Source organism: Paenibacillus sp. PDC88 (assembly GCF_900106725.1).
GTDB lineage: Bacteria > Bacillota > Bacilli > Paenibacillales > Paenibacillaceae > Paenibacillus > Paenibacillus shunpengii.
Genome location: NZ_FNNT01000010.1, coordinates 63,855 through 88,637, shown reverse-complemented (window position 1 = coordinate 88,637; position 24,783 = coordinate 63,855). Strand labels below are relative to the sequence as shown.

The following is a 24,783-nucleotide window of genomic DNA, read 5'->3' as shown; positions in this document are numbered from 1 at the left end:
AGTTCTACCCTCCTTATTAAAAAAGAGGAGCGCGTATTAAGCACGCTCCCGGTGAGTACGATAAACCACTTTGCTGCCGTAGGTATATCGCTTATTGTGTTGAATCGGTCGATATCTTCGAAGATGTTTTGGTCTTATCCAGTGAAATATCATTGAAAGTAGCCATTTATGTGGTGCTTTCCCATCAAGTTTTTGTTTCATGATTAACCAGGCAGAGACAAATGGGAGGACTACATAAATATAAGCATCTGGCAGAAAAAATAATATTTTACCGAAAATGGACCAAAATACTAGACAAGCGAAGAATGTGCCGATAGCTCGAACATTCGCAGGCACCGGTAACTTCTTGCCTTCAAAAGCGTAAATAACCCAATCCCAGGTCCATATCTTTGAGTAATTAGATACGGTTACTCGTGGGGATTCTGATTGTCTATCACTCATTTAGATGCCTCCGAAGATTTGGTCAAAGAAGTACTTAGCTAGCTTTTGTACATCAGACCAGTTCATCAGGATAGCTACTACAAGTGCAATTGCAACAAAACTGATTAGTTTCATCCAATCGCGTTTGATTAGATGATAAACACCGATAGCAATCAGGATTCCTGGTACAACTCCACCAATATTAGTTTCAAGCCAATCACCTAACTTTACTCCTGGACCACTTGCAAAAGCAGGAGTAGCTATCAGCATAAGAGCACTTGACATTAATGTAGTACGGATCATTAAATCCTTTTTAAACATCTTCATTTAGTTAACATCCTTTCATTAATTTGCATTATTGGGCTCAGGCAGCACCTGAGTTGTTTCTTCTACATTCGGTTGTGGCTCTTCAGTCAATTGTTCCTCTACGGCAGGATCATTTTTTTCGGTTTCCTGGGAGGATTTAAGAACATATAATCGGCCATCTTTCTCTGTTACGTCGAGTGACCATGCGTTAGTAAATGACTCGCCAATGTCGCTTTTTAAGATGACTGTCGCTTGAATTCTCATTGTTTCACTTTGATCTTCGATACGGTACATATTGAGGCTTTCAACTCGGTCAAATACGAATGAAGATTTGATCAGAGATTTAGGAGCATCATCCGCAATTGAGTAGAAATAACGCAACTGACTAGCATTTCCTTCGTACCAAGCACTAAGGAAGCTGCCGGTTAATTCTTTCGCTAAAGCAAGCGTATTTGTGTCGGAGACTGATGGGCCTATCGAGGTAGTTGTTGCTTCCCCTTTTGGTAATTCGGTAACAAACCGAGGATACGACCGGATTACCAACCCCTCTTCTGCTACAGTCACTGGTACAACCATGTAGACTTTGTTTATTGATACTGCTCTTTCAGTACTCTCAATATTATTCGTAGGTGTTGTGCTTGATGGTTCAGTAGGAATTTCAACTTCTCTTCTTACCATCACTGTTACTTCCACTTGATTTTCGTTTAGTTGTTTAACATCAAATACTTCTGTTGTCAGGACACGACTTGATCCTTTAACGTCTAGAGATTTTATTCCTGCATCTGAATCAATGCCCGACACAAAAGCAGCCAATCGTGTTGAACGCTCAGAGAAATTATTCATACTCCAGGTGAAGTATTCAGAAGCAAAATCCGCGGCGAATCCTTTAACTCTTTCTTCAATTACAGGAGCGGTTTCTCCATTAATGATGGTCTGGTTTACCACACGTGTACCTTGAACAAATGACATGCACCCTTTGATGAGGATAAAACCGACGAATATCCAAACGCACGTTCTAAGTAATTTCATTCCAGTCCTTGATTTTGGAGCTCGTTCCTTTATTGCCTTGTCAGACTTCAACCTCTCAGCTGTCTTCTTTACAGAATCCGTAGTTGCTACTGGTTCATCTGTATCTATTATTTTGCTTTTTCTGAATAGTCCCAAAGATTATCACCCCCTATCGATTTCGAGACTGATCACGGTTTTTCGGATTGAAGACGACACCAATAATGAACAATGCAACTATAGCTAAAATTATGGCATGATGCGTTTTAAACCCGAGGAACCAATCCCACCATGATTCGATTTTGTCCCACCAACCAGGAGCTCGTTCCGCTATTGCGTTTGTTGCGTCATCGATTACCTTAGCCACTCTGTCGTGAGAATCGCTGTATTCCTCTGAAGAGATACCATGAGATTCTTGGCTTTCTTCTGTATGTACAATTGATGGGCTTGGCTCAGGCTGCGATTCTTTTGTGGGGCTCCGAAAAAAAATAACCGAAGCAATTAGAAGCAGTAATACTCCTACACTTACCAAAACAACTTTTTTGTTCTTGCTCAAATACTCACCCCCAATTTCATATACCATATATATAAATTAACTAACTAATATAATAACACACTAGTATATATATTAATATACAACAATTAGAGTGGGTTTCAGCACAAATTGTAAAGGTCTCCCGCTCTAATTGTAGTGGGATGTGCCTGCAAGATCGGAATAAGCAATAAGAATATCTTCTATTTTCCGACCAATCAGCACTCGATGTTTTTTGCCAAAAACTTTATCGGCAGCATTACCTATATTTTGAAGCCTTGTCCGATAAACAGCATCGGGAATTACAAAAGCAATAATTGAATTTCGAATTATTGGATTCGTAGAAGCTTTTATAACATCTCTATACCGTTCCAGCTTCTTTTGTATGGAAACCTGTTCCGTGTAGAAAGGGGATCTCTGAATTGGTTCAGTAGATCGATCTAACTCAATACAAAAGAGCTGTTCTCCAATTCGCAATATTGCATCGGGGCGTACCTCTATTACTCTATTGTCTCCCCACACTATTTCAGAGGGATACCAATCCCAATCAATGAATTGTCTTAAATCATTAAATCTCGCCATCCACTGATATCTTAAATCGAGATATATCTTTCCGAGTTCCCAATAATGGTCTTTTTTCGCTCGTTCCATGTCTACTTCAACTTTAGACAACTTAGAATCATCAGGTATTTCTAATCGTTTCTCAACTATCCTCAGTCCTCTGTTAGATAGGTAATACCATGTTTCTCCTGTAACTCTCCCCCTTCGTTTGCTTGGTAAATCAATAGCATCTGGAATGATGGAAGTACTTTCTACTAGACCGCGATCCTTTAACCGCTTAAATGTCCGGCGTGCTTTCAAGACTGCTCTGTTCCTATTTTTTTCTTCCAGTTTGTTTTTTTCTACCTTACCTGCAGTTACATACTCCTCATAATGCATTTCTGGTGAATCAATAAAGTACGTGTCTACGACTTCTGTTTGTGGGATACATCTACACTTGTAGAGGTCTATCAATAGACGCCACTCCCTCTCTGTTAGGAGATCTATCGCTTCGCCTATGGAGTAGTCGCTAACTCCCTTCTTTCGTTTTTTGCCTCCCTCTTCACTTGGATCAATCCGTTCAAACTTCACTTGGTCAGCCAATTCATTCATCTCCTTTGCTACCCATGAGTGGGCTTAGGTTGATACACCCTCTTTTAGGGTATTAGTCGGGAATTCTTTATGATTAAGAACCCACGCCATACAAGGAAGTATAACAAAATCATTGGCTTTGTATCATGAAATTAAAAAACAATTAGGCAGATAGATAAAAAGATCAATGAATGGACAAATAAGGAGTCAATGGATGAACAAATTCCTATAAAGATAAACGTAACCAAATTTACTAATAGGAAGCAACAGCGTAATTGCAAACTTTCTAAATATATTACTCTACTCAAAAAGCTTCGTTTGAACTTAATAAAACCAAAATTTTGAACTGGATTTAGTTCCAACTAATCATAGAAGCACTAAAAAAAATGAAATTAAGGCTCCAAGAACTTGACAGGAAACAATATCCTACGGAATAATAATAACGACACGTTACGCAACGTGAAATTCTGGATTTTAAATTATTAAAATTGTAGATAATATGCAGGATTCTAAGGCTAAAGTGTCAAATTACATAAATGACGCTGCGTTAAGTAACGTTAATTAATTTTGTTAAATCATATTTAGTGCGTCGTAAGGCGTCGTGAGTTTTAGTTTATTTCAAATCGTAATATCTTATGTGAAAGGGAGTGATTGAGATTGAATGGTCACGTTGAATACCCTCCAGAAGTATTAGACTTTATAGCTCGTAGGATTCCACAAGAAATGATCAGCGTATTTGCTGAGATTTGGAATCACCGTTCTGAAGGAGGAGTTACCTGGACACTTCTGGTTAGTAAAATTGGGGATCGTTATTTAGTAGAGAAGGCTCTTCTTCTATTAGAGACCAATGGTTTTGTTAATGTAGACCCCTCCCCACTCGATCGGAGACAGAAGAAGTATATTCCAGACGAAATAAGAGGAAAACAATTAGCTCTTTACTTACGTGATAGTAAGGCTTAAACAATAATAGGAGGTAAAACTAATGGAAATGAATCTTGGATTTATCACACTTGAGGGCTTTATGCGTCGGACTGATGGTAACCAGAAAAAACTTAAGTTTTGTTTTATAGCTTGCGGACAATTCGGTGGACGTCAAGGTGACGAACTAGCCCGGTTAGGACATACAGTTTACGCTCTAAACACCTCTGAATCAGACCTTTCGGACCTCAAAGTTGTCCAGAATATTATCAAATTAGAGGGCTACAATGGAGCAGTCAAGGATATAGAGCGTGGCCAAGCTGCTATTAAAGATAACCGTGAGATGGTCCTCTCTCTTTTAAGCAATCCCGATGTTGTAGATGCTGACTTTGTTTTTGTTATCGCAGGTATGGGTGGAGGCACAGGTAATGCAGCTGCTCCTATCATCTTAAGTAACTTAAGCAGAGTAAGAAAGCCATTCAACGGAAAACCGTCATTTGGCGCAATCGTCTCAGTACCAGGATCATGGGAAAAACGTGGTATCAAAAAGAACGCTCGATGGGGTTTATCACATATTGATGAATTGATTAAGAAAAACGCTTGTGGATCAGTTACAATCATTGATAATGAAAAGCTATACACGATGACAGAAGGGATTTTTAGTAACACAGAAACTAAACTAGAATGGACTGACTATGGTAACAGTACTCTCGCTTCATTGCTCACAGAGATATCTTTTATGACTTCACTCCCTTCTAGCAAGACTTTTGACGAAGATGAATTACTTGATGTACTGAGTACTCCTGGCTACTATTCGTCGGGAAAATGCTATATTCATGAGAATGACTCTCTTGAAGTAAATAGCCTCACTTCTATCATTGAAAAGAGCTTCAGAGAATCTCCTACTGCCAATGACTATGACTACGAACTGGATGCAGTAAATGGATTTGTTGCAGTAATTCATCCTAAGCATAAGAACCCGATTATAACTGATTCAGAGTTTAGAACACTGGAAGAAAGATTTGGCCGCTTTATTGCTAATGCTGAGAAACCTCATTCCGGATTGATTGAAAACAATATCTGGGGAACAACTACTAGTCGAGGAAAACACAGCGAAAATGAAACCAATAAAGCAATTCTCTATACTGGTGTAGTATGCTCCCAATTACCTGATAGAATCGTTAAAATGTTGGAGGAAATTGACCGCGAAGAGCAAGAGTTAGAAATTAAAAAAAATGAGAGAAAGAACAAGACAACATTGGATTTGTCTGCATTCAAAACAATCACAAAAAATGAAGTGGCTGCATCAAAGGAACCGGTAAATAGTGAGTTTGATTTATTTGGAGATACAAGCAAAAAGACTAAATCATCTGATGATGATGACTTTTTACTGTAGGCTCCCCTCCCCCCTTTATAGGGGGTTTTTTGTTATCCAATAATAACGATGCGTTACGTAACATTACGCGTCGTTAATTTAATCTGAGTGTACTTCCCTTCTTATTACTGAAAAGAGTAACAAAAAAAGCGCCGCGTAAAGCAGCGCTTTTTTTGTTACTCTCCCCCACCGAATAACCCGAAGAATCCTTTTTTCTTTTTCTTACGTGCATTCTCTTCTCTTTCTAAATCTTCTCGGGAGATAACTGCCCAGTTCTTCATATTGTCCTCTAACTGTTGTTGGAACTCGCTCTTAGTGTTTGCCATAAGGACATCTAAGTGTCTTTTGTTTGTTTCTGTAGTTGTCTCAACCTGAGATCTAAACTCATCTTTCATTGAATTGATGCTAGATAGAAACTCTCTGTGTTCTTCTTGAATTTTGTCATGGAATTTTGATTCTATTTTCTGAATTAAGTTCTCGTCTCTACTAGATTGAGATGATTTTAGAGTCTCAATTTCTTGCCTAACGAACGCGTGGGTAGTTTCAGCGTGTGTTTGCAGCACTTGATCAAGGTGACCAAAAAACTGCTGCATACGCTCTTCCATATTAACTACAAGTTGTTGAACCTCTTGTAGCTGTAAGGATTGTGAATTCTGTTGGGAGAGGGATACAAGTGAGTTGGAGCCCCCTTCTTCCCCACTTGGAGCTGAATACATCTCGTTTTTAGGCCCTGCCATATTCATATGGAGAAGCATCTGCTTTATCTGGGTAAAGCTCAACTCGTACTCGGAATCGCGCCATTTCTGAATTAGCCGGATTAATTCTAAATGCCTCTCAGTATAGTAACGATTCTCGTGTGGATCCCTTGGGACTACAAAAGCTTCCCCCAATTTTTCCTCCCAGTTACGGAGAGTATTTTGCGGAACCCCTGTTGCATCACTAAATTCCTTAATTGTATAGGCCTTTTCAAACATAGTTTCGTTCATGATAACCCTCCCTTCGTATTGGAGACCCTCTCCAAAATGATTGAGAGATGTATCTACCCGATGTAATACGGTTCTCTTAATAGAATTATATACGACTCCCATTGAATCGGGAAGAGCAAACAAGGCACATGTATATATCTCCAATCAATTGAGAGAGATATATATACATACTAAGAGAGGTATATATATCAAAGAAGATAGATAGATACTAATGATATTAGAGATGTATACATATACCATAAATACTGTTGCAAGTTAAAGTGTAAGAGTATAATTTTGGACTAGGAGACGATCTCCCACATAATTGGAGGGGTTTTTTTCGGTGTGGGAGGGGGTCTACATGAGTGTGGGAGACGTTTAAGTTAGATGGAGGGGGCTCCATGTGCATGGGAGAAATGTATATTTGTGTCTAAGTATGTTCAATTGCCGTTTCGTTCAGTAAGAAATATTCAATAGGGAGTAGATTTTAGAGGATTTTATTGTAATATATTAATTAACTAATATACTAATATGAGAGGTGCAGCTTTTTGAAATATATTGGAATGGTTATCGGAGGAATAATTTCAGCCATCGGTCATATGATGGCATTTATATTTAAGAATGTGTATATTGCTGTTCGAAGATTTTCTCTTGATCCAGTAAATAAGAATACCATCTGGAATTCTCAAGCTTTTTTATTGTTAGTTTTATTAATTATCATTTTTCTATGGTTGGTCACAAAATATCAAGACGTAATACTCGGAATAGATGATCCGATTGTATTTAGAGCAGTTCCTATTATTTTAGTCTGCTTTTTAGGACATTCGATATATTCATGTCCTGCATTACATAGAAATCATTATGCAAAGCCTGTAATTCAGACTTTTTTGAATGCACTTAGTGTGTTAGCAGTAGGCCAACTGATAATTTATTTTACAGACAATAAAATTGGATTTGTAATTGCAATTCTTTTATTCGTATCTACAATCATCTTGACTTTATATTACACATTGCGTATACGGGCGAATTCTACAATTTTTAATAAACTTTCTGTGGCAGCTGAGGGAATAAATACTTCTAACAAAAGTAAGTCGAAAAATACAATAATGACTTTAAGTGAGAGCGAGGGAGAGGGGGAGGAGAATACTACTTTTATTAGAGATGGACTAGTTAAATTAGAGGATATAGATATAAATACACCAGGTTGTTTAAGCCATTTAAGATACTTCTCAGAGTTATGTGAATTGGAACTGTTTTACACGAATCCAACTAGAGAAAGACAAAGTCAGCTCATGAAGCTTAATCGGTCAGATAGAGCACAGCATGGTCAAATCATTGCAGGAACAGGAGCTGGTAAAACTCTTTTCGCAACTAACTTGATTACTCAGGATTTGTTGAATGACTACATTGGAAGTACGATTATTGATCCTAAGGGAAGTTTGATAAAACGAATGGCTAATTTCTTGGATCGAATTGGGAGGAAGTATTACAGACTTGATCCTTTGGTTGAGAACTCTGATTGTTTAAATCCTTTTTATGTTCCTGAAAGTGAAGATATTGAACCAATGATCGAGAGGAATGTAGCAGCGTTTCATGCTTATCTTGGAACAGATGCACAAATTTATTTTAAAAGTCGATCTACACAGCTTTTTCGAGTAGGTGTTAAAGCGTTAAAACTAGTTTACGGAAACGAAGCCACTTACAATGAGTTAGATAAGTTGATTCAACCAATTAATGATGAATTTAGAGTTGAAGTGATGCACCAAATTACACTTCTTGGAAAAGAAAGTCAGGTACCGTTGCTGATTGAATATACACGAAATATGGCGGGTTCACCTAAAATGCAGGAGCATGCGATGCAAACTTACTCTAACTTGTATGATTACCTTTCTGAATTGACGTCTAACAAATATATTCAAAAGATGTTTTGTGGTAAATCAACATTTAGCATTGATGAAGCTATGAAGAATGGCGAAATTATTCTTTTTAATGGAGCTTACGGTACATTACAAACTTTAACGTACACTGCTGGTCGTTTATTTTTGAACCTTGCAAGGGCGAGCACATTCCGTAGAAATATGGATGGGAATGTACGCCCACATCAATTAACTATCGATGAAGTGGAAATGTTTGCGGATGAAGAATTCTCAACATTTATGGAAATGGCCAGAGAATTCGAAGTGTTTGTTAATGTGATTCATCAAGGGAATGAACAATTAGACGATGTGAGTAAAAGATTAGGAGCTATGGTAAAACAAAATGCTGTTCATAAATTCATAATGGCTGGTTTGGATCCTAATGATGCTAAGTACTATTCAGAAATGATAGGTGAAGAATACAAAATTGGACAAAGTAGTGGGACTGATGAAATGTCTGCCACTGGTTTCAAAACTCAGATAAAAGAAGAAAAAAGGTATACTGTGATGCCAAAAGAAATACTTAGTCTGAAAGGATACAATCCTGAAACTGGGGATCCCGCGGAATGTCTATTCAGAGGAGTACATAATAATGTTAGACTGGATCCGGTAATAGGGCTTATCTATCCGCTGCCGAAGATCCTGTTCACTCCCCTTAAAGAAATTTTAAAAGATGATGAGATTATTGAAGACCAGGAGATATTAAATACGGAATCTCCAAATAGGGGGGATGTAGGAGGGAAAAGAAAAGATAATAGTATTGATCAACTGGAAAGAATAAAAAAGAACGCACAACTTAGTAAAGAACTTCATTCCACTAAAGTTGAGGCTGAACTCCATACTGAAGACACTGAGCCAGAGATAATCCGAAATCCGATTTGGGATGACCCAGAACCATTGGCTCGAAGTATTGATGATGATAAATCGAAGCCGAAGGTAAATGAGAGTGTTGTATCTCCTAGTGGGGTAACCTTCAAACCGGCAAGTATAGATGATAAGGCACTTAAGTTAGCACAGCAAATCAAGAACGATGCACAAATTTCCAGAAAGGAAAAAAAGAGTAGCGCGACGGAGTAATCCGTCATGCTACTCTTTTTATTCTTCATTCAAAGTATGGAACAATTCATTAAATTCTTCATAAACTTTGATACCAAGTGGTGTGAGACTGTAGAGTTTTTGGCGACCACTCGTATTATATTGAACAAAGCCGAGAGCTTCAATCCAAATAACTGCGTAATTAAGTTCACCACGACGTACTCTGCTTTCTAGGGATAAATCTTCCTTGTTATAATCCTTTTTTGATAGGGATTGCATAACGAGTTTTGGAGCGTTTGGCAGATTTGTAATCATTTTTTCTAAGTAATCTCTTAACTCTGACGATAAATCAAAAGAAAAGGTCATTATTATTTCACCGAGCCTTTCAGGTTACTATCATATATATTAACACACAATATAAGTAAATAACATATATCGATTAGCGTATATATATCATAAAAACTCATATTCAAAAGCATTAAAATATGTTTTCATTAATTACTTTCTAGTACATTTTACCCAACTTGCAGGAAAAATTACAGGGGGAGGGTAAAAAATTTTGTTGAATTGAAAAAGAGTAATATAATAATCTATATCGGAAACTTTTGAGAAGGGATGCGATGTATATGCATCAATTTTTTGATCCTTCAATAAAACCAGTTGTGACGACTGACTTAGATGGCAACATCAAGTATGTTAGAACATACGGACTCCAACATTATGGTTACCCAGATCTATATATAGAAGAATCAATAAATAATTATGAGGAATTGTTTCATGGTATCTTGGATAAGATTTACACCCTCGATTTTGACATAAACCATGCTTGGTATTTTAATGGTTCGTTGTTAAGTTTTGAAATGATTCCACAAGATAATCTTGCAAAAATAAAAATATCTCATGATGATGAAGTTAATATTGTTACTATGAACAATCCTTTGACTCAACAACCATACAAATTGATGACGACTGGAACTGAAAGTGTATACAATCATCCTGAAATTAAGATATCAGCAAGTATTCTACATTCGAAGGAGATACTTAAATTTGCTATAGATGAGATTCGAAAGGGAGAGTACTACGATGATGAGTCGTATATACTGTTTGAGGATCAAGAATATTATATCGAGAGAACTACCGATCGGTTTGGTAATCCTTACTTAGAAATAAGGCAGTTGGATACAACAGAGCTGCTGCCAAAAACAATAAAAAGAGGTCAACTTAAAAGGGTTAAATAATAACCCTTCATTTTTTTCAATTATAGTTGTATATTAATATATATATAAACTAACTAATTGATTATAATACATGGAAAGGAGAAAATTTAGAGAGGAGTAATAGTTTGATTGATAAACATCTACTTGAAGAACTGGAGTTTGTGCTAACCCATCCTGATTGTAATGTGGATAGGCTTGAGAACTTTTATAACAACTGTCTCTTCATGAACGAGTATGTGCCTATATACGCATTCGTTACAGCTATAAAGAGAATAAATCCAAGTTTACTCATTGAATGGTCTAGTAAAAACAAAATGATTTTAACAGCTACACAAGATTTAGAATTAAACGAAAAAGATAATGACATTAATGCTAGTGACTCAGCTCTTCAGATAAGCATTGACTTAGCCGGACATTTACCAACAAAAGGGTATTACAAAGTAATATGGTCCTCGGAGCTTGGAGAGGAATTTATTAATAAGATGTTCAAAAGAAAAGCGATTAGAGTAATTGATCGAAAACGTAGGGATTTGGAACTGGTTGGTTTTCGTTTCGTGACAGATCGTAAATACGCACTTTACATAAAAGTTAAGGAGGAATCAGCGTGAGTTTTCAATCACTTTCATCAAATCCAATGCAGGAATACAGGACGTCTTTACGTCGAAAACAAATTCACCAAGGTTTAGTGAGCGGTGTAGAGGTACACGAACCTCATGGCAAGAAAATGGAGTGCGTGCTTGTTCATTTAAATAATGGTCTTAAAGGGTTAATTTATGAGGATCAATTTGATAAACATAAATTCCGTTCTCTTGTAGGTTTTATTGATCATCGAATTGATTTTATGGTTTTGGATGTACAGAAAATGGGGCTAGACCCTGAACAATTTCAGGTCTTTGATGAAGAAAAGGGAATTGTCTTGCTTTCTCGTGTGCAAGCAATTGATGAACTTCAGGAGGAATTTTGGGAGACTGCTGAAGAAGGACATGTTGTTACAGGAACAGTTTCCGGATGGGAAGAGGAACGTTTGTATGTTTTAGTAAAAGGGGTTTCATGTGTGCTAGCCATTCAAGATTATGAATATGATTGGACACATTCAGCTAAGAACCTTGTACCACTCGGTACTACGCTTACTGTTAAAATCAAGAAAATTGATAGGGAGAAACAGCAAGTACGAGTATCCCGTAAAGAGTTGTTAGAAGACCCATGGAATCGTGTCCGAGAGAATTTTGGTGTGGGCAATTTTTATCCCGGGGAAATAACTAGTGTCGTTGAAAATGTTGGGGTTTTCGTTAAGCTGACACCTGGCGTTGAGACTCTTGCTTGGTTTCCACCAAAGCTTCCCTCTCATGGTTCACTTATTGGAAAACGAGTGAGTGTGAAAATAAGAAACATTGATGTGGAGAGAAGGCGTATTAAATCAAGAATTTGCAAATTTCCTCATGAAATTTATTAAGGGGAGTGTAATATGGAATTTCAAGTGTCTCCGTTGTTAGATTCAGCGGAAGAACCGACACTCCAACCAAAACCGATTTGGGATGATCCATATGCGTACGTTACAGGGATGGATCAGCTAACAAGACATGAGTTTTATTACATCGAAGAAAAAATAAAAAATGGTTGGATCACAGACAGGGATATTGAAATTGTAAGATTTCTTTTTGTACACCGCTGGATTACGCTATCTCAATTACAAAGAATTTTCTTTCCTGAAGCAGAGAGAGAGGAAACAGTTAAAAAGAGAGTTCGTAAGCTGTTGAAATATGGAATGATTCGGCGCATTCAATGGAAAACTTATTCAAGTCCGAGTGAGAATCGTCAGAGTTTTTATGAGTTAGGTGCTAGCGGTGCTGATGTATTGAAATATCGATACGGCTTAGTGTTAGGTAATAGAGATCCGAGGGCTACACGGCCTATGACCATGCTATATCGAATGAAATATTCAGTGACTAACGAGTTGTATATTCAACTTCGAGAGAACTTCAAAATGACACACTTTGAATTTCATCCTACTTTAAAAATTGAAGAAGAACAACAAATACCCATGGCTCGTTATATACTTCGAACTCCAAAGGGGAAAATGCTTTCATTCTACTTGGTTGTTCATCGCGAAGACGAGAAATGGTTGAAAACCTTAAGATATCAAGCTCAGTTCTACAAAAACTTTCTTAAAAGTACTGAAGGTGGTGGCATACTCATCTTACTTCTCTCTACTGAAGAGAAGGCCACTTTAGCACAAAAGCTTATCATGCAAGAAGGTATTTCAGATTATGTTTGGTTTCTAACTGATAATGATCTGTACAACCATCAGAAAAATCTCAAAACAAGCTTTTTCATATTTCAGAATGAGGAGAAGCAATACTATAATCTTAGCTAACAAGCTTTCATTTTATGTTTGTATATTAATATATTGATATATATACAGGAATATAGAGGGTTGTAAATGAATCGAATATTCTTAGCTACCCCGGATAGGGATGAAGCAGAATGGTTTGCTGATGAGCTTAGTGATATTGGGAGAATAGTCAGAACAATTGATTCTTTAGATTTCTTTGTTCCTCAGTGGGAGTCAATTGAATCAAATATTGTTGTCTTCATGGAGAATGTTATACGGTCTGACGATGCATTTAAGCGACTCGTTGCGAAGATACGAATTGAGCGTCCTGGTTCAACAATTATGCTGATTTACCATCGAGAAGATGATGAATTGATTTCAAGCTTAATGGATGAAGGTATTACTTGCCTTAATTATATGGATCTTGAACCCGGAATTGTTGAAGTAAGAATCCTTGAAGCCTTAGGACATAGCGTTCGAGTTCCTGTACTAAAGAACCCTCAGGAGAATTGCTTTGGTGAGAAACTTGATGAAGGCAAGGAAGAATACCAGGAAGAGACATTCACTACTGAAGTTGAAATAATCTCTGATGAAACAACTGAGAAGGAAGATGGATCTCTTGAGAATACTTCTTTAGACAATCAACCAGTTTCCCGATTTAGTGAATCTGCAAGAGAATTTAGTCGTCAAATCTCTGAAACAAGTGCCAAGTTATTTGAAAAGATAGATGAGAAGAAAAAGGCGATTATCGAAGGAAAAAAGCAAAAAAATCTAGATGTTATTCGTACAGAGGAACTTGATTTTGCTCCTGTACTACAAAAAAATGCTAAGCGTAAAAAAGAAAGGTTTGTTGGAACAGCTGTAATTGCAGTAACTGGTGTAAAAAGTGGTGTCGGTTGTACTCATACTGCCATTATGCTAGCTAACTATCTAGCGAGTGAAAATTATCCTGTTCTTTTAATAGAAGCAAACGATTCAAACGATTTTGTAGAAATTGAAGCTGCCTATGAAGGTATAGATAATCCAACAATACTCAAAAATCCAACATTTACAATTGACGGAGTTAGATATGCTAAGTCCGTCAAGGATCTTAAACTTTATCATTATCATTCAGGAAATTATGCTTTCATCATTATTGATATGGGAGCCTATCAAGAAAGTTATTGCTATGAAGAATTTTTACGAGCAAATATATCCATCGTCGTTGGGTCAGGAAGTGAATGGAAACAGAAAGACATTATGAACTTCTTTGAGGAACAAATTGACCTTGATCAAAGCAGGTGGAAATTGTGCGTTCCTATGGCTTCAAAACAGACGGTTGATGATATAAGAAAAAAATTACCAAAGAGAAAAATACATTCTTTGCCGTTTCAAACAGATCCATATCAGAAGGATAAGGTAGTTAACTCAACATTAGAGGAAATATTGAAGCTGCACCAACATCAACGACTCTCACTACTTAAAAAGAAGATGCAGACATTCTTTCAGGACTAATTTTGAACGGCAGTTATGAGATGAAGGGAGAAAGTTCATGTCAAAAATAAGATTTCGCCAAAAACAATTGATTTTAGCCGGCTCCATCGGCGGAATTGTTGTACTACTGATTTGTGTTACAATCGGCTACTTCTATTTCAAACACATCGAGGGTAAAAACGAAACTGAAAGAAACATTCTTGAGGAGCAACGTGACTTTGCACAAATGCAGTTAGAAGAAGAAACAATAGCCGTTGAGGTAGCTGCAGACGATTACGAGGCTGGTGATATTCTACATGAATCGGACCTTGTAACCATAAATGTTCCGAAAAGAGCAGTACCAGAAAACGTTATGCATGCTAATGATATTGTAGGAAAGTACACAAAGATTAATTTGAAAAAGAATACACCTATCACCGACTCGATGCTTTATGAAGATGGAATAACACCTGATGATCTGAGAAACCAAGAGTTTCGCCTTATCGAGCTTCCAAGCAAGCTGGAGAAGGATGAATTTGTCGATGTCCGCGTTAAGTTTCCAACAGGCCAAGACTACATAGTACTATCTAAGAAAAAAGTTAAAGACTTAGCCAATGGAACCATTTGGTATGAGATGGACGAGCAAGAAATCTTAACAATGTCTAGTGCCATTGTGGACGCTTATATCAATGATGCCACAATTTACGCATTAACCTATGTAGATCCACACATGCAAAATGAGGCTGCTATTACGTACCCTGCTAATGAAAAGGTCTTAGATTTGATCGATTCTGATCCCAATATTATAGATGTTGCAACAACGGAGCTAGAACGAAGATACCGTCAGAAGCTTGAAAGTGATTTGCAATCTATGACTGAAAAGCAAAGACAGGATTATAGTAACGGCAAGAACGGAACCAAGAAGGAAACTGAAGAGGCAGCTGATACCTCAACAGTTACGGGGAATTCATTGCTCGATCAGCAGCAAACTCCCCAAAACTCAGAAGCTGTTTTCACAGATAACAATGTGAGTGTCCCAGTTGATGCTACGGTAACAGAGTAGGAGGCAGTTATGAAGAAGCATATTCTCTTTGTAGGAAATTACGATAAAACTGATCTGTTGTTTTACATTGCCAAGCTAGTATCACAAGTGAAGAGAGTTTTGATAGCTGACTGCACATTAACTAGTAGATATATGCATGCCTATCCGAAAGTGGAGATGAATACTACTCTTCAGGAGTATGATCACTTTGATGTTGCTGAAGGATTAAAAAGATACAGTGATTTGGAAGTGCATCTCAAAAAAGGTGAGTACGATATCGTACTAATAGATGCAGAAAATGAAGAGGCCCTGAGAAATTGGCCGTTAGCCGACATGTACTACTTGGTCTCTTCATTTGAGAATCCGGTTATGCAGAGTAATGCAAAGCTCCTTCAATCATACTTCCAAGAAAAGATGATTTCTGAGCTCTACCCTTTTACTAAAGTATTATTTGAGGTCAATGGTACTCATAACGAGTCCCATCTTAATGATCTCTTAGAAAGACACCCTATCCATTGGGAGGATACTTTGACTTACTATCCGGACGAGCGTGACTTAACAAGAAAAATCAATAATCAATTCTCCAGTACGGTAAAACTTAAGGGGATTTCAGGACCATACAAAGATGTGATCAGGTCAATCGTATCACGAATTCTTGAGCAGAGCCCAAAAGAAACTTTAAATCTATGGAAGCAAACTGAAAGGAGAGGTTAAGGATGGGGCAAATTGTATTTTGGGGATACCAGCATGGCTTAGGAGTTACAAGTAATACCGCTGCGATAGCAGCACTGGTTGGAATGGAATATCAGATCCGAACTCTTTGTTCGCAGCCTCAATGGTCCGATGTCACTTTAGAACAGGCTTTCCGAAAGGCTTTGCAACAATCTAATCCAGAATTTTTTGATTTCACAGGAATTGGTATTGATGCTTTAGAGCGAGCTGTCCGTTCAGGCAAGTTACAAAATAATTCCATCAGGAACAACTCGTTATTCATTGAACGGGATCGCCTTGATTTCTTGAAGAATAGTGGAAAACCTAACCAAACACAATTCGAAGAATCGACGGATGTATTGAAAATTATATATGAGAAGGCAAGCACTTATTATGATGCCATGCTGCTAGATCTTCATAGTGGGACGAATAGCGAAGTAGGAAAAGCCATGCTTCAGAGTTCGGATCTAATAGTTGTATGTGTTAACCAGAACATAAATGTTTTAGAAAAGTACTTTGAAAGTAAAACCTACTGGCCTGAGGAACTGCACAACAAGCCTCACGTTTTGATGGTTGGTCAGTATGACGTTGAATCAAAATACAAAATTAAAAACATAGCCAATAAGTACCGTTACAAAGGTCCAATTCTCTCAATTCCTTACAATACTAATTTCAGAGATCACTACAATGATGGAGATATAAAGGGATTCTTCATGAAAAATCGATACATCACAAGAAATCATGATAATTATTACTTCATGCAGGAAGTACGTAGAGCAGCGGAATTCATTCTTACGGAAGTAGGAGTCAACACAAAGATTAAAAGTATTGAGAAAGGAGTGTCTTAATGGGGACGACTTTAAACTATCTGATTATCGTCCTCATTTTGATCGGTCTTATATTGTTTTTGACTTTAAAATTACGACGCAAACCCGTCCAGCAAGTATCTAAAAAAGATGAAATGGACAGGAAACGATATGAAATCGATCAGATACTCGGCTTTGTAAAAAGGACGATAAGTGATTTTATCAATACGAATTTACTGGATTTAGGTTTATCTGATGAAGAATATGAACGACGAAAAGCAATAGTAGTTGAACTGGAAAAAGCCCTTAAAAACGCGAATACCGGTGATATTCAAGAGAAAGTATATCTCAAGCAATACATATACGATCTACTTGAACGGAAGTATGGGATCAATGAAGAGAATGTTAACTGGATCATCCCATTTAATGATCCCAAAAAATTAAGTGATCAAGATAAGTTTGATATCCTTCTTCATTTATATAAAAAGAAGTTCGGATTTAAGGGACTGGAGCAGCTGATAAGTCAGTATCAACTCGATGAATTAAAGTCAGAAATTGAAGACGGAACGACAGAATCTTACATTATCACAAGTGAAGAAATCAATAAGGTCTTTAAGACAGAACTTGCGAACACTAAACTGGATTTCCAGGATAGACTGAGTGTTGTGGTTCAGAGAGTGTACTCACAGTACAAAGGATATGGTGTTATTGATGACATCCTTAACATGAGAGTTGATGGCGTTTCTGGTGGGGTTTCCGGTGTGCCTAGCTCAATGCAACTGCTTGATGATGAAGTGGATTTGATGAACTCTATGAAAAAAATTAAACACCACGGATACGAAAGTGTATGGATTTTCTATAAAGGAAAATCAATTCATTTATCTTTTCTCAGTTTTAATTCTGAGTTGGAGCTAAAGAGAATCGTCAACAACATCTATAAATATGACAATCCGAGTCAAATGACAGAACAGACAGGTTTCAAAGTAAATGAGTTGAAAGATGGTTCGCGGGTTGTTGTAGTCCGACCGCCTTTTTCAGAAAGCTGGGCATTCTGGGTTCGAAAATTTGACCTTCCCAACATGTCTTTAGAAAATCTGATATCAGATGAAACAGCAGAAAATGCAGAGCTCCCTAGAGAGTTGATGAAGTTTCTAATGAAAGGTGCTCGCATTACTGCTATTACTGGACCACAAGGTTCTGGTAAAACGTCTCTTATGATGGCAGCAGTCAAGTATATCCCAGCAGTATATAACTTACGCATTCAAGAAATGGCTTTTGAACTTAACCTGCGGAAACTGTATCCACAGCGGAATACAATTGCATTTCGTGAAACGGACTATATAACTGGTCAACAAGGCCTTGATTTGCAGAAGAAAACAGATGGAACCGTCAATCTATTAGGAGAAGTCGCTACTGATGAGGTGGCTGCATGGATGATTAAGATGGGACAAGTCGCAAGTTTATTTACGGTTTTTACTCACCATGCCAAAACTTTTAGAGACCTTATGTGGTCATTGCGAAATTCATTAATTAACACTCAAGCAGCAACGGATCAAAAAACTGCTGAAGAGCAGGTGGCTAAAGTCATTGAGTTGGATGTCCATGTTGAAAGAAGCAACACTGGTCACCGTTATATTGAACGTATCACTGAATGTATTTATCAAGAGCATGATGACTCAGAACTTCTAGAGATCAAGTCCGGAGATACTCTCGAGTCCAAGATGGATGCACTTATAGCAATTAAAAAAGAGGAACTCCTGCGGAAAACAGGACGTGTATGGAAAGATCGTAACATTGTAGAGTACCTGGACGGTAAATATGTAGCTGGTGAGCCTCTATCCAAGAAAAAAATACAGCAAATGCTTGCGATTATGCCTCTTAAGGATGCAAGTGATTTCAAAGCCTTCCTAAACAAACATTGGGGGCATGTAAGTTATGATTAACATCCAAATATTGTTGATTATTTGTTTGATAGCTTTAGTCTTATCAAGCGTTTACCACTATGTCTCAGTTCGAAAAAATAAGACATCGACATTTGGGTCTAAGAAGGAGAGCAATAAGAGACTTCTCGTGTTCTATCAGAAATCTTACGTTGAGTTATCGAAATTACCTGTTCTAGGTAAACTCATCAGACAGGTTCGGTTTCGTCTCGCAACCATTAATCCTTATGACGAGCTTACACTGAGAAGAGAGACAATGCGGATTACACTGAAGGTTCTTGCCATTTCCTTTCTTGTAATTGCGCTTATGGCTATCTTCAGTAAAAACCTTGTAATGGTCCTCTTTTCAATCATGGGTGTTATCGTTCTTAATACTTTACTCATTAATGTTTTTGTCAAGCGTGTTGAAGATCGGCTCCTTGTACAGTTAGTAAATTATCTTGAAGAAGTTCGTCATGACTATCAAGAATTGAAATTGGTAGATGAAGCGATTTACCAAGGGGCACAACGTTCCCCTCATGATTTGAAACTTCAGGCGGAGCGTATTCATGAGATACTCACTGCAAAAGATCCTAAGAAAGACCTTGAAGCTTTCTATACAGTAGTTCCTAATCGGTACTTAAAAATGTTCGCTGGTATCTCATTTTTAGTAATGGAGTACGGTGACCGTTTGGTTTCTAAGGGATCTATGTTTCTTAATGCTCTAAGCAAGCTGGTTCGAGAGATCAGGGATGATGTCCTAAGAAGAAGACGTCTAAGTTATAAGCTTAGTAACTTGTCTTTGTTCGCATTATTACCGATCCTCCTCACTTTTCCGATTGAAACCTGGGCAACAACTTACTTCCCGATTATGAATCAATTTTACTCCGGAAATATTGGCTATATTTTGCGGATAATCATTTATTCAGCGTGCATTATTTTCTATTTGCTTGTCCGCAAGATTAGTGAGATTGAGGAATCAAGATACATGACGACCACATCTAGACGAAATTGGGAGAAGCATGTATATGAATGGCCTGGTGTAAGTTGGATTATTGACCGTGTTGTACCTTCTAAAAGGACAAGAAAACATTATGAAGTAACGCTTTTATTAAAAGAATCAAACTCACCACTTACGATTGAGTGGTTCTATATACAACGAATAGTTGTGAGTTTGACCTGCTTTATCGGGGTCATCGTGCTTTCCTTTTTTCTCCATTGGAATACAAGTCATCAAATTTATACCAATCTAACAACAGAGGCATCACACTTGATGGGCTACATGACTGATGAAGAAAAATTAAGAGGAAAAGAACTTACAGACTTTGATAATGCACTAATTCGTGACTTGAAAGGGGCTGATACTCTTACCAGGGAAGCAGTTTTAGAAAGGGTAATATTAATGCCAGATGCTCCATCAGAAAGCGCTGCTTTAAATAATACCGTGACCAGGATCATTGAGAAAATAGAAGTTCTCAACAATCAGTACTTTAAGTGGTGGGAGCTGCTCATTGCTATCGGTGGTGCCTGTATCGGATTCTTCATTCCACTATGGTTGACTCAATTCCAGAGAAAGATGAGAATCATGGAAATTCAAAATGAAGTAGATCAATTCCATGTGGTCATTTCTATTCTTAGTCAATTTGAACGAATGAATGTGCAGTCAATCCTCGAATGGATGGAGAGATATAGCATAATATTTAAGCCCACACTACGGAAGTGCATCGCTAACTTTGACAGTGGTCCAGAAAGGGCACTTGAAGAACTTAAAGATGATGCACCGTTTATCTCATTTGTGAGAATCGTTAATCGACTGCAGCTGGCACTTGAAAAGATACCACTTATTGAGGCTTTTGATGATTTGGAAATGGAGCAAGAGTTTCATAGGGAACAAAAGATTGATCGCATGAATCGACTCATTAGTAAAAAAGTTGTGTGGGGAAGAATTTGTGGTTGGGCACCTGCATATCTGCTGATCTTCCTATACCTATTGTTTCCTATGATTTATGTATCCATTGGACAAATGGATCAGACGATGCAACAAATAATGAATATTTAGCCGAAGGGAAGAGAGAAAATGGAAGAATCAACAAATACCGGATTGCGATTATCCGGAGGTATAATGCTGACAATCGCACTAATTACATTGGTAGTTTTACTTTTCGGTGTCTTCCAAGCAGGAGCGAAAACTGGCCAAGAAAAAATGACAGGAATTCAACAAACATTATCACAATCGGAGTACAACAACTACGATAATTCGTCCATGACTGGTAGCCAAGTATTGAATGCTGTGCGTCAGTATATGAACCAAGATCAATTTGGATTAACAGTAGTTACAGGTAAAGGTGGAAGTATGACTTACGGAAATGCATTTAATGCTGCTGGTGAAATCGTAGGAGATACAAAAAATATTAGTATTACCACTGCACAAGATCAAACAAGCAGCAACTATATCAACCCATCAGGAAAGTTCTACTCTAAAGTTGTTTACGATAAGAACAATGTCGTACGCGGAATCATTTTTACTCAAGGATGATTAAAAGATATTACATGGGATTCCTAGGCTCTTGAAGGGAATCCCTCCCATAAAATTAAGGGAGATCTTGTTCATGAATGAGAATACCGAAACTTCCATTTCTTTAGCAACTGCAATATTAATCTTTATATCTGCAGCATCTTTTGCACTCTGGGGACTAGTTTCGCAAGAACAAAGTACAAACAATTTGCCTCAGGTCCGAGCCAATGAAGATCATCGGGTATTCAGTACAATTCAAGAGGCTGGCGAGGAATTATATTCTGGAGCACAAGTCATTTACAGTATCTTTCGAATTCAAGAAATCAACTCAGACATTGAAGTTGAAGACATACTTTTTACTAAAAATTTGACTATTGATAATACCGATGTTTCTCACATCGATCCCAATAAATCATATAGCGTTGTGTATGAGAGAAATACTAAAGGCGAATTAACAAAGATCATTTTTAACTAGGGGATGAATTGATGGATGTATTTTCTAAACTTGTAGCTGGATTTATTGCTCTGATATTAATGATGTTGTATCCATTGTATCAGTCCACGGTACGTCATGATAACCAGATTCAAACTGTAGTCCATCAGACAGTTACCGAATTTGTAGATGCAGTAAGAACGAAAGGATATATCTCACCTGAGATGTATCTGCAGTTTAATAAGAAACTTGGGGAGACAGGGAATGTGTACGACGTAACGTTAGAGCACATGCACAAAAAGTATAATCCTGTTTATTCAGACCCAGCGAATCCAGCAACATTCCAAAACTCTTTTGATACATATTATGAAGGTCATTATACCGAAGAAATCATGAAGGTTCTTTTTCCAGAAACTAATATTCCTGCAGAAAACGATTCAAGAAAATATAAGCTCGCATTAAATGATTTTATTACCGTTTCAGTCAAGAATAAAAATCGAACGATGTCAACTATAATGCAAGATTTTATATTGGTAGGTAACAGCGGGGATGTGCCAAAGATCTTTATGAATTATGGAGGGATGGTACTCAATGAGGATTACTAACCTGGCCATCGTCTTTGTCCTTTTCTTTTTCCCTTTCTACTATGTTTTGGATCTGCGTACAAATGATCTTATGCTCGTAGCGCAGCTAGAAGACAAATATGATGCAGCTCTTAAGACAGCAGCGCAAGATGCTGGATTTATGCTAAACATCAATGAAATGCAAGAATACGAAGCTGGTTATCAGTCTTCAAAATACTTTAAAGCAAACAAAGAACAGGCAATCGATACTTTCTTTAAAACACTATATTTGAATTTTGAAGTACAGAATGATCCAGTTGGACAAAGTACCCTTGCTTCCTACATACCAGCTGTAGTCGTGCTAGATTATGATGGGTACTGGTTGTATACCCTTAGCGAGTACAAAAATGCTGATGGAACAACTGAAATGAAACATATGTGGCGTCCTAAAAAACCATATGCTTACACAGATTCACAGGGCAACAGTTTGAATTTTACTCTGGATAGTTACGTTTATGCATTTGACGCTTCTGACCGAGAATGGATAGAGGGGTACCAATGGGAATTACAAAACAAAACAGATATTCAGATCCTGAACAGTACGGTTCAGTTTGAAGAAGCAAGAAAAAGTTGGATTGTCAGCAATGTTCAAAAAGACTTAGCTTATTTCATCAATAAACACAATGAAGTTATGACCCGTAGTGGTATCAGCTACACTTTTACACTTCCTACAATATCCCAAGAGGATTGGGTCAATACCGTAGATGATATCGGAATTATGGCCTTTATCCAGGGGATTCCAATAGGAGATCAATTTTACAACAATTATGCGTTTGGAGGAGGGAGGTTGGTTAAATCGCCGGTAATTTATGGAGCAGTGGATCCTTCAACCGGATTGAAATATTACTACAGAGAATCTTGTAGCTTTCAATATCGAATAGAACAAGCGTTTTCGAGTGAAAAAGAAGCTGCAATGAAAGGATATTTCCCGAAGGTGTGTACAAATCAAAACAATAAATAATAATAAAAAGTCTGTACTGTGTTGTGTTATAACACAATATTTAATGCAATAATAATGAAGACATTTCTTGAAGGGAAGTGAGCATTTGAAATTTATTATATCTTTGTCTCCATTGATAGCTCATCGCTAACAATTGTTTCCTCATACCGTTTATAGGCTCATTAAGGAAAAGAAATTAAATAATTTTGATAAGGAGTAAAAGATATGAAAAAGACAGTTTTAACTATCATGACGGGTGTGCTAGCGTTTGGAATGTTAGGATTTACTTCCGGGTCCGCTTTAGCTAGTTCTCAACAAGTAGAAGTTCTTCTTAACACCAAAAAAATGAGTTTTCCAGATGCAAAACCATTTCAAGATGCTCAAGGCAGCGTGATGGTGCCGATCCGTTTCGTTTCGGAATCACTCGGAGCTAAAGTTAGCTATTCCAAAACAGGAAAGGTTCAAACCGTAGGTATTACAAGTAAGGATCACACGGTGAAGATGACAGTTGGCCAAACGACAGCTTTAGTCAACGGAAAGAAAAAGGACTATGGTACAAAAATCATCCTGAAGCAGAACCGGACGTTTGTTCCGATTCGTCTCGTAAGTGAAGGACTCGGTCAAAAAGTAGAATGGGACAAAATCAGCCGCTGGGTCTGGATCGGGGAGAAAGATTTCCGAAGCACAGACGATAATGAGTTCAAGCTTACGAAATTGAGCGAGTTCAAGGCGTATACGAAAACAAAGAGTGCATTTACAAACATGAATGATAAAGCTTATTCAGGAGTAAAGATCATTAAGGAAAGTGACCTTCCAATTCAGTTGGGAAATAGTCAAGTAGTCTACAGTTTGGATATTGTTAAGAACCAAGTAACAGGAGATGATTTGGTTCAGATTAGAAGCAGTCAAAGAGGAAATCCAGTTTCATTCCTTGTTAAGAACGATTATGCGAAAGGTCGTCAAGTTTTAGATGCGGCTTTTATTAATAACGGTGATAAAACGGCCATGAATCATTATCCTGTGGTAAGTCGGTCAGATAAGTTCCAAACTGGAAAATACATTGAAAGCTATGAGGGTTGGAGAAACTTTAAAATTAATCAGGCGGATTATATTTTGCTGGAAGATGGCGACTTAGAGAATTATGCAGTTGTCATTGTTAATCCATTCAAGTAAGGAGCACAACGAGCCGA

At 37.5% G+C, this 24,783-nt stretch carries 25 protein-coding genes; 18 read left to right on the top strand and 7 right to left on the bottom strand.

All coding sequences use genetic code 11. The features are described from left to right. Nucleotides 1-36: 36 nt before the first annotated feature. From BLW49_RS23640 to BLW49_RS23620, 5 genes are all read right to left on the bottom strand, one after another. Nucleotides 37-441: a TcpE family conjugal transfer membrane protein gene (locus BLW49_RS23640; protein WP_090727272.1), complete on the bottom strand. Its 405-nt coding sequence runs from the start codon at nucleotides 439-441 to the stop codon at nucleotides 37-39. Continuing rightward, entirely contained in the window at nucleotides 442-747 is a 306-nt protein-coding gene (locus BLW49_RS23635; protein WP_251584631.1) for a hypothetical protein, read from the bottom strand. An 18-nt stretch (nucleotides 748-765) separates the two neighbouring features. Continuing rightward, entirely contained in the window at nucleotides 766-1,890 is a 1,125-nt protein-coding gene (locus BLW49_RS23630; protein WP_090727271.1) for a conjugal transfer protein, read from the bottom strand. Nucleotides 1,891-1,903: 13 nt separating this feature from the next. After that, nucleotides 1,904-2,287 (bottom strand): hypothetical protein, encoded by a 384-nt coding sequence (locus BLW49_RS23625; RefSeq protein WP_090727269.1) that lies wholly within the window; start codon nucleotides 2,285-2,287, stop codon nucleotides 1,904-1,906. 126 nt (nucleotides 2,288-2,413) lie between these two features. Further along, nucleotides 2,414-3,406, bottom strand: coding sequence for a replication-relaxation family protein (locus tag BLW49_RS23620; protein WP_090727268.1), 993 nt, complete (start codon nucleotides 3,404-3,406; stop codon nucleotides 2,414-2,416). Nucleotides 3,407-4,051: 645 nt separating this feature from the next. Between BLW49_RS23620 and BLW49_RS23615 the strand changes: the two genes are divergently transcribed. Both BLW49_RS23615 and BLW49_RS23610 read left to right on the top strand, forming a co-directional pair. After that, nucleotides 4,052-4,354, top strand: a complete 303-nt coding sequence (locus BLW49_RS23615) for a hypothetical protein (RefSeq protein WP_090727267.1) — start codon at nucleotides 4,052-4,054, stop codon at nucleotides 4,352-4,354. Between the two features lie 22 nt (nucleotides 4,355-4,376). Further along, nucleotides 4,377-5,708, top strand: a complete 1,332-nt coding sequence (locus tag BLW49_RS23610; RefSeq protein ID WP_090727265.1) for an FtsZ/tubulin family protein — start codon at nucleotides 4,377-4,379, stop codon at nucleotides 5,706-5,708. 155 nt (nucleotides 5,709-5,863) lie between these two features. On the opposite strand, the gene BLW49_RS23605 is transcribed toward BLW49_RS23610, so the two are convergent. After that, nucleotides 5,864-6,673, bottom strand: a complete 810-nt coding sequence (locus BLW49_RS23605; protein WP_177178831.1) for a helix-turn-helix domain-containing protein — start codon at nucleotides 6,671-6,673, stop codon at nucleotides 5,864-5,866. Between the two features lie 527 nt (nucleotides 6,674-7,200). On the opposite strand from BLW49_RS23605, the gene BLW49_RS23600 reads away from it, so the two are divergent. Continuing rightward, nucleotides 7,201-9,645 (top strand): type IV secretory system conjugative DNA transfer family protein, encoded by a 2,445-nt coding sequence (locus tag BLW49_RS23600; protein ID WP_256209922.1) that lies wholly within the window; start codon nucleotides 7,201-7,203, stop codon nucleotides 9,643-9,645. 18 nt (nucleotides 9,646-9,663) lie between these two features. On the opposite strand, the gene BLW49_RS23595 is transcribed toward BLW49_RS23600, so the two are convergent. Further along, nucleotides 9,664-9,969 carry a hypothetical protein gene (locus BLW49_RS23595; protein WP_090727262.1) on the bottom strand — a complete coding sequence of 102 codons (306 nt, stop codon included), beginning with the start codon at nucleotides 9,967-9,969 and terminating at the stop codon, nucleotides 9,664-9,666. A gap of 254 nt (nucleotides 9,970-10,223) precedes the next feature. Here BLW49_RS23595 and BLW49_RS23590 point away from each other — a divergent pair, with 254 nt between their 5' ends. The 15 genes from BLW49_RS23590 (at nucleotide 10,224) to BLW49_RS23520 (ending at nucleotide 24,766) form a co-directional block, all read left to right on the top strand. Then, a complete protein-coding gene (locus BLW49_RS23590; protein ID WP_090727260.1) occupies nucleotides 10,224-10,841 on the top strand; it encodes a hypothetical protein in 618 nt (205 codons plus the stop codon). A gap of 104 nt (nucleotides 10,842-10,945) precedes the next feature. Continuing rightward, nucleotides 10,946-11,428: a hypothetical protein gene (locus BLW49_RS23585; protein WP_090727259.1), complete on the top strand. Its 483-nt coding sequence runs from the start codon at nucleotides 10,946-10,948 to the stop codon at nucleotides 11,426-11,428. After that, entirely contained in the window at nucleotides 11,425-12,273 is an 849-nt protein-coding gene (locus BLW49_RS23580) for a 30S ribosomal protein S1 (RefSeq protein ID WP_256209921.1), read from the top strand. The genes BLW49_RS23585 and BLW49_RS23580 overlap by 4 nt, the downstream gene beginning before the upstream one ends. 12 nt (nucleotides 12,274-12,285) lie before the next feature. Then, entirely contained in the window at nucleotides 12,286-13,194 is a 909-nt protein-coding gene (locus tag BLW49_RS23575; protein ID WP_090727257.1) for a replication-relaxation family protein, read from the top strand. Nucleotides 13,195-13,260: 66 nt separating this feature from the next. After that, nucleotides 13,261-14,646, top strand: coding sequence for a hypothetical protein (locus BLW49_RS23570; protein WP_090727256.1), 1,386 nt, complete (start codon nucleotides 13,261-13,263; stop codon nucleotides 14,644-14,646). A 37-nt stretch (nucleotides 14,647-14,683) separates the two neighbouring features. After that, nucleotides 14,684-15,667, top strand: coding sequence for a flagella basal body P-ring formation protein FlgA (locus tag BLW49_RS23565; protein WP_090727254.1), 984 nt, complete (start codon nucleotides 14,684-14,686; stop codon nucleotides 15,665-15,667). A gap of 9 nt (nucleotides 15,668-15,676) precedes the next feature. After that, complete coding sequence (locus tag BLW49_RS23560; protein ID WP_090727253.1) at nucleotides 15,677-16,360, top strand: hypothetical protein; 684 nt, start codon at nucleotides 15,677-15,679, stop codon at nucleotides 16,358-16,360. 2 nt (nucleotides 16,361-16,362) lie between these two features. Further along, nucleotides 16,363-17,205: a hypothetical protein gene (locus BLW49_RS23555; RefSeq protein ID WP_090727251.1), complete on the top strand. Its 843-nt coding sequence runs from the start codon at nucleotides 16,363-16,365 to the stop codon at nucleotides 17,203-17,205. Beyond that, the gene (locus tag BLW49_RS23550; protein WP_090727249.1) at nucleotides 17,205-19,106 is read left to right on the top strand and encodes an ATPase, T2SS/T4P/T4SS family; all 1,902 of its coding nucleotides are present in this window, start codon (nucleotides 17,205-17,207) and stop codon (nucleotides 19,104-19,106) included. The genes BLW49_RS23555 and BLW49_RS23550 overlap by 1 nt, the downstream gene beginning before the upstream one ends. Before the next feature lie 253 nt (nucleotides 19,107-19,359). Then, complete coding sequence (locus tag BLW49_RS23545) at nucleotides 19,360-21,141, top strand: hypothetical protein (protein ID WP_143042153.1); 1,782 nt, start codon at nucleotides 19,360-19,362, stop codon at nucleotides 21,139-21,141. A gap of 18 nt (nucleotides 21,142-21,159) precedes the next feature. Then, entirely contained in the window at nucleotides 21,160-21,618 is a 459-nt protein-coding gene (locus BLW49_RS23540; RefSeq protein ID WP_090727246.1) for an ABC transporter permease, read from the top strand. 73 nt (nucleotides 21,619-21,691) lie between these two features. Then, complete coding sequence (locus BLW49_RS23535) at nucleotides 21,692-22,072, top strand: hypothetical protein (RefSeq protein ID WP_090727245.1); 381 nt, start codon at nucleotides 21,692-21,694, stop codon at nucleotides 22,070-22,072. Nucleotides 22,073-22,083: 11 nt separating this feature from the next. Continuing rightward, the gene (locus BLW49_RS23530; RefSeq protein WP_256209919.1) at nucleotides 22,084-22,635 is read left to right on the top strand and encodes a hypothetical protein; all 552 of its coding nucleotides are present in this window, start codon (nucleotides 22,084-22,086) and stop codon (nucleotides 22,633-22,635) included. Continuing rightward, nucleotides 22,622-23,614, top strand: coding sequence for a hypothetical protein (locus tag BLW49_RS23525; RefSeq protein WP_090727241.1), 993 nt, complete (start codon nucleotides 22,622-22,624; stop codon nucleotides 23,612-23,614). The genes BLW49_RS23530 and BLW49_RS23525 overlap by 14 nt, the downstream gene beginning before the upstream one ends. A 204-nt stretch (nucleotides 23,615-23,818) precedes the next feature. Continuing rightward, a complete protein-coding gene (locus BLW49_RS23520; protein WP_090727240.1) occupies nucleotides 23,819-24,766 on the top strand; it encodes a copper amine oxidase N-terminal domain-containing protein in 948 nt (315 codons plus the stop codon). Nucleotides 24,767-24,783 lie beyond the last annotated feature (17 nt).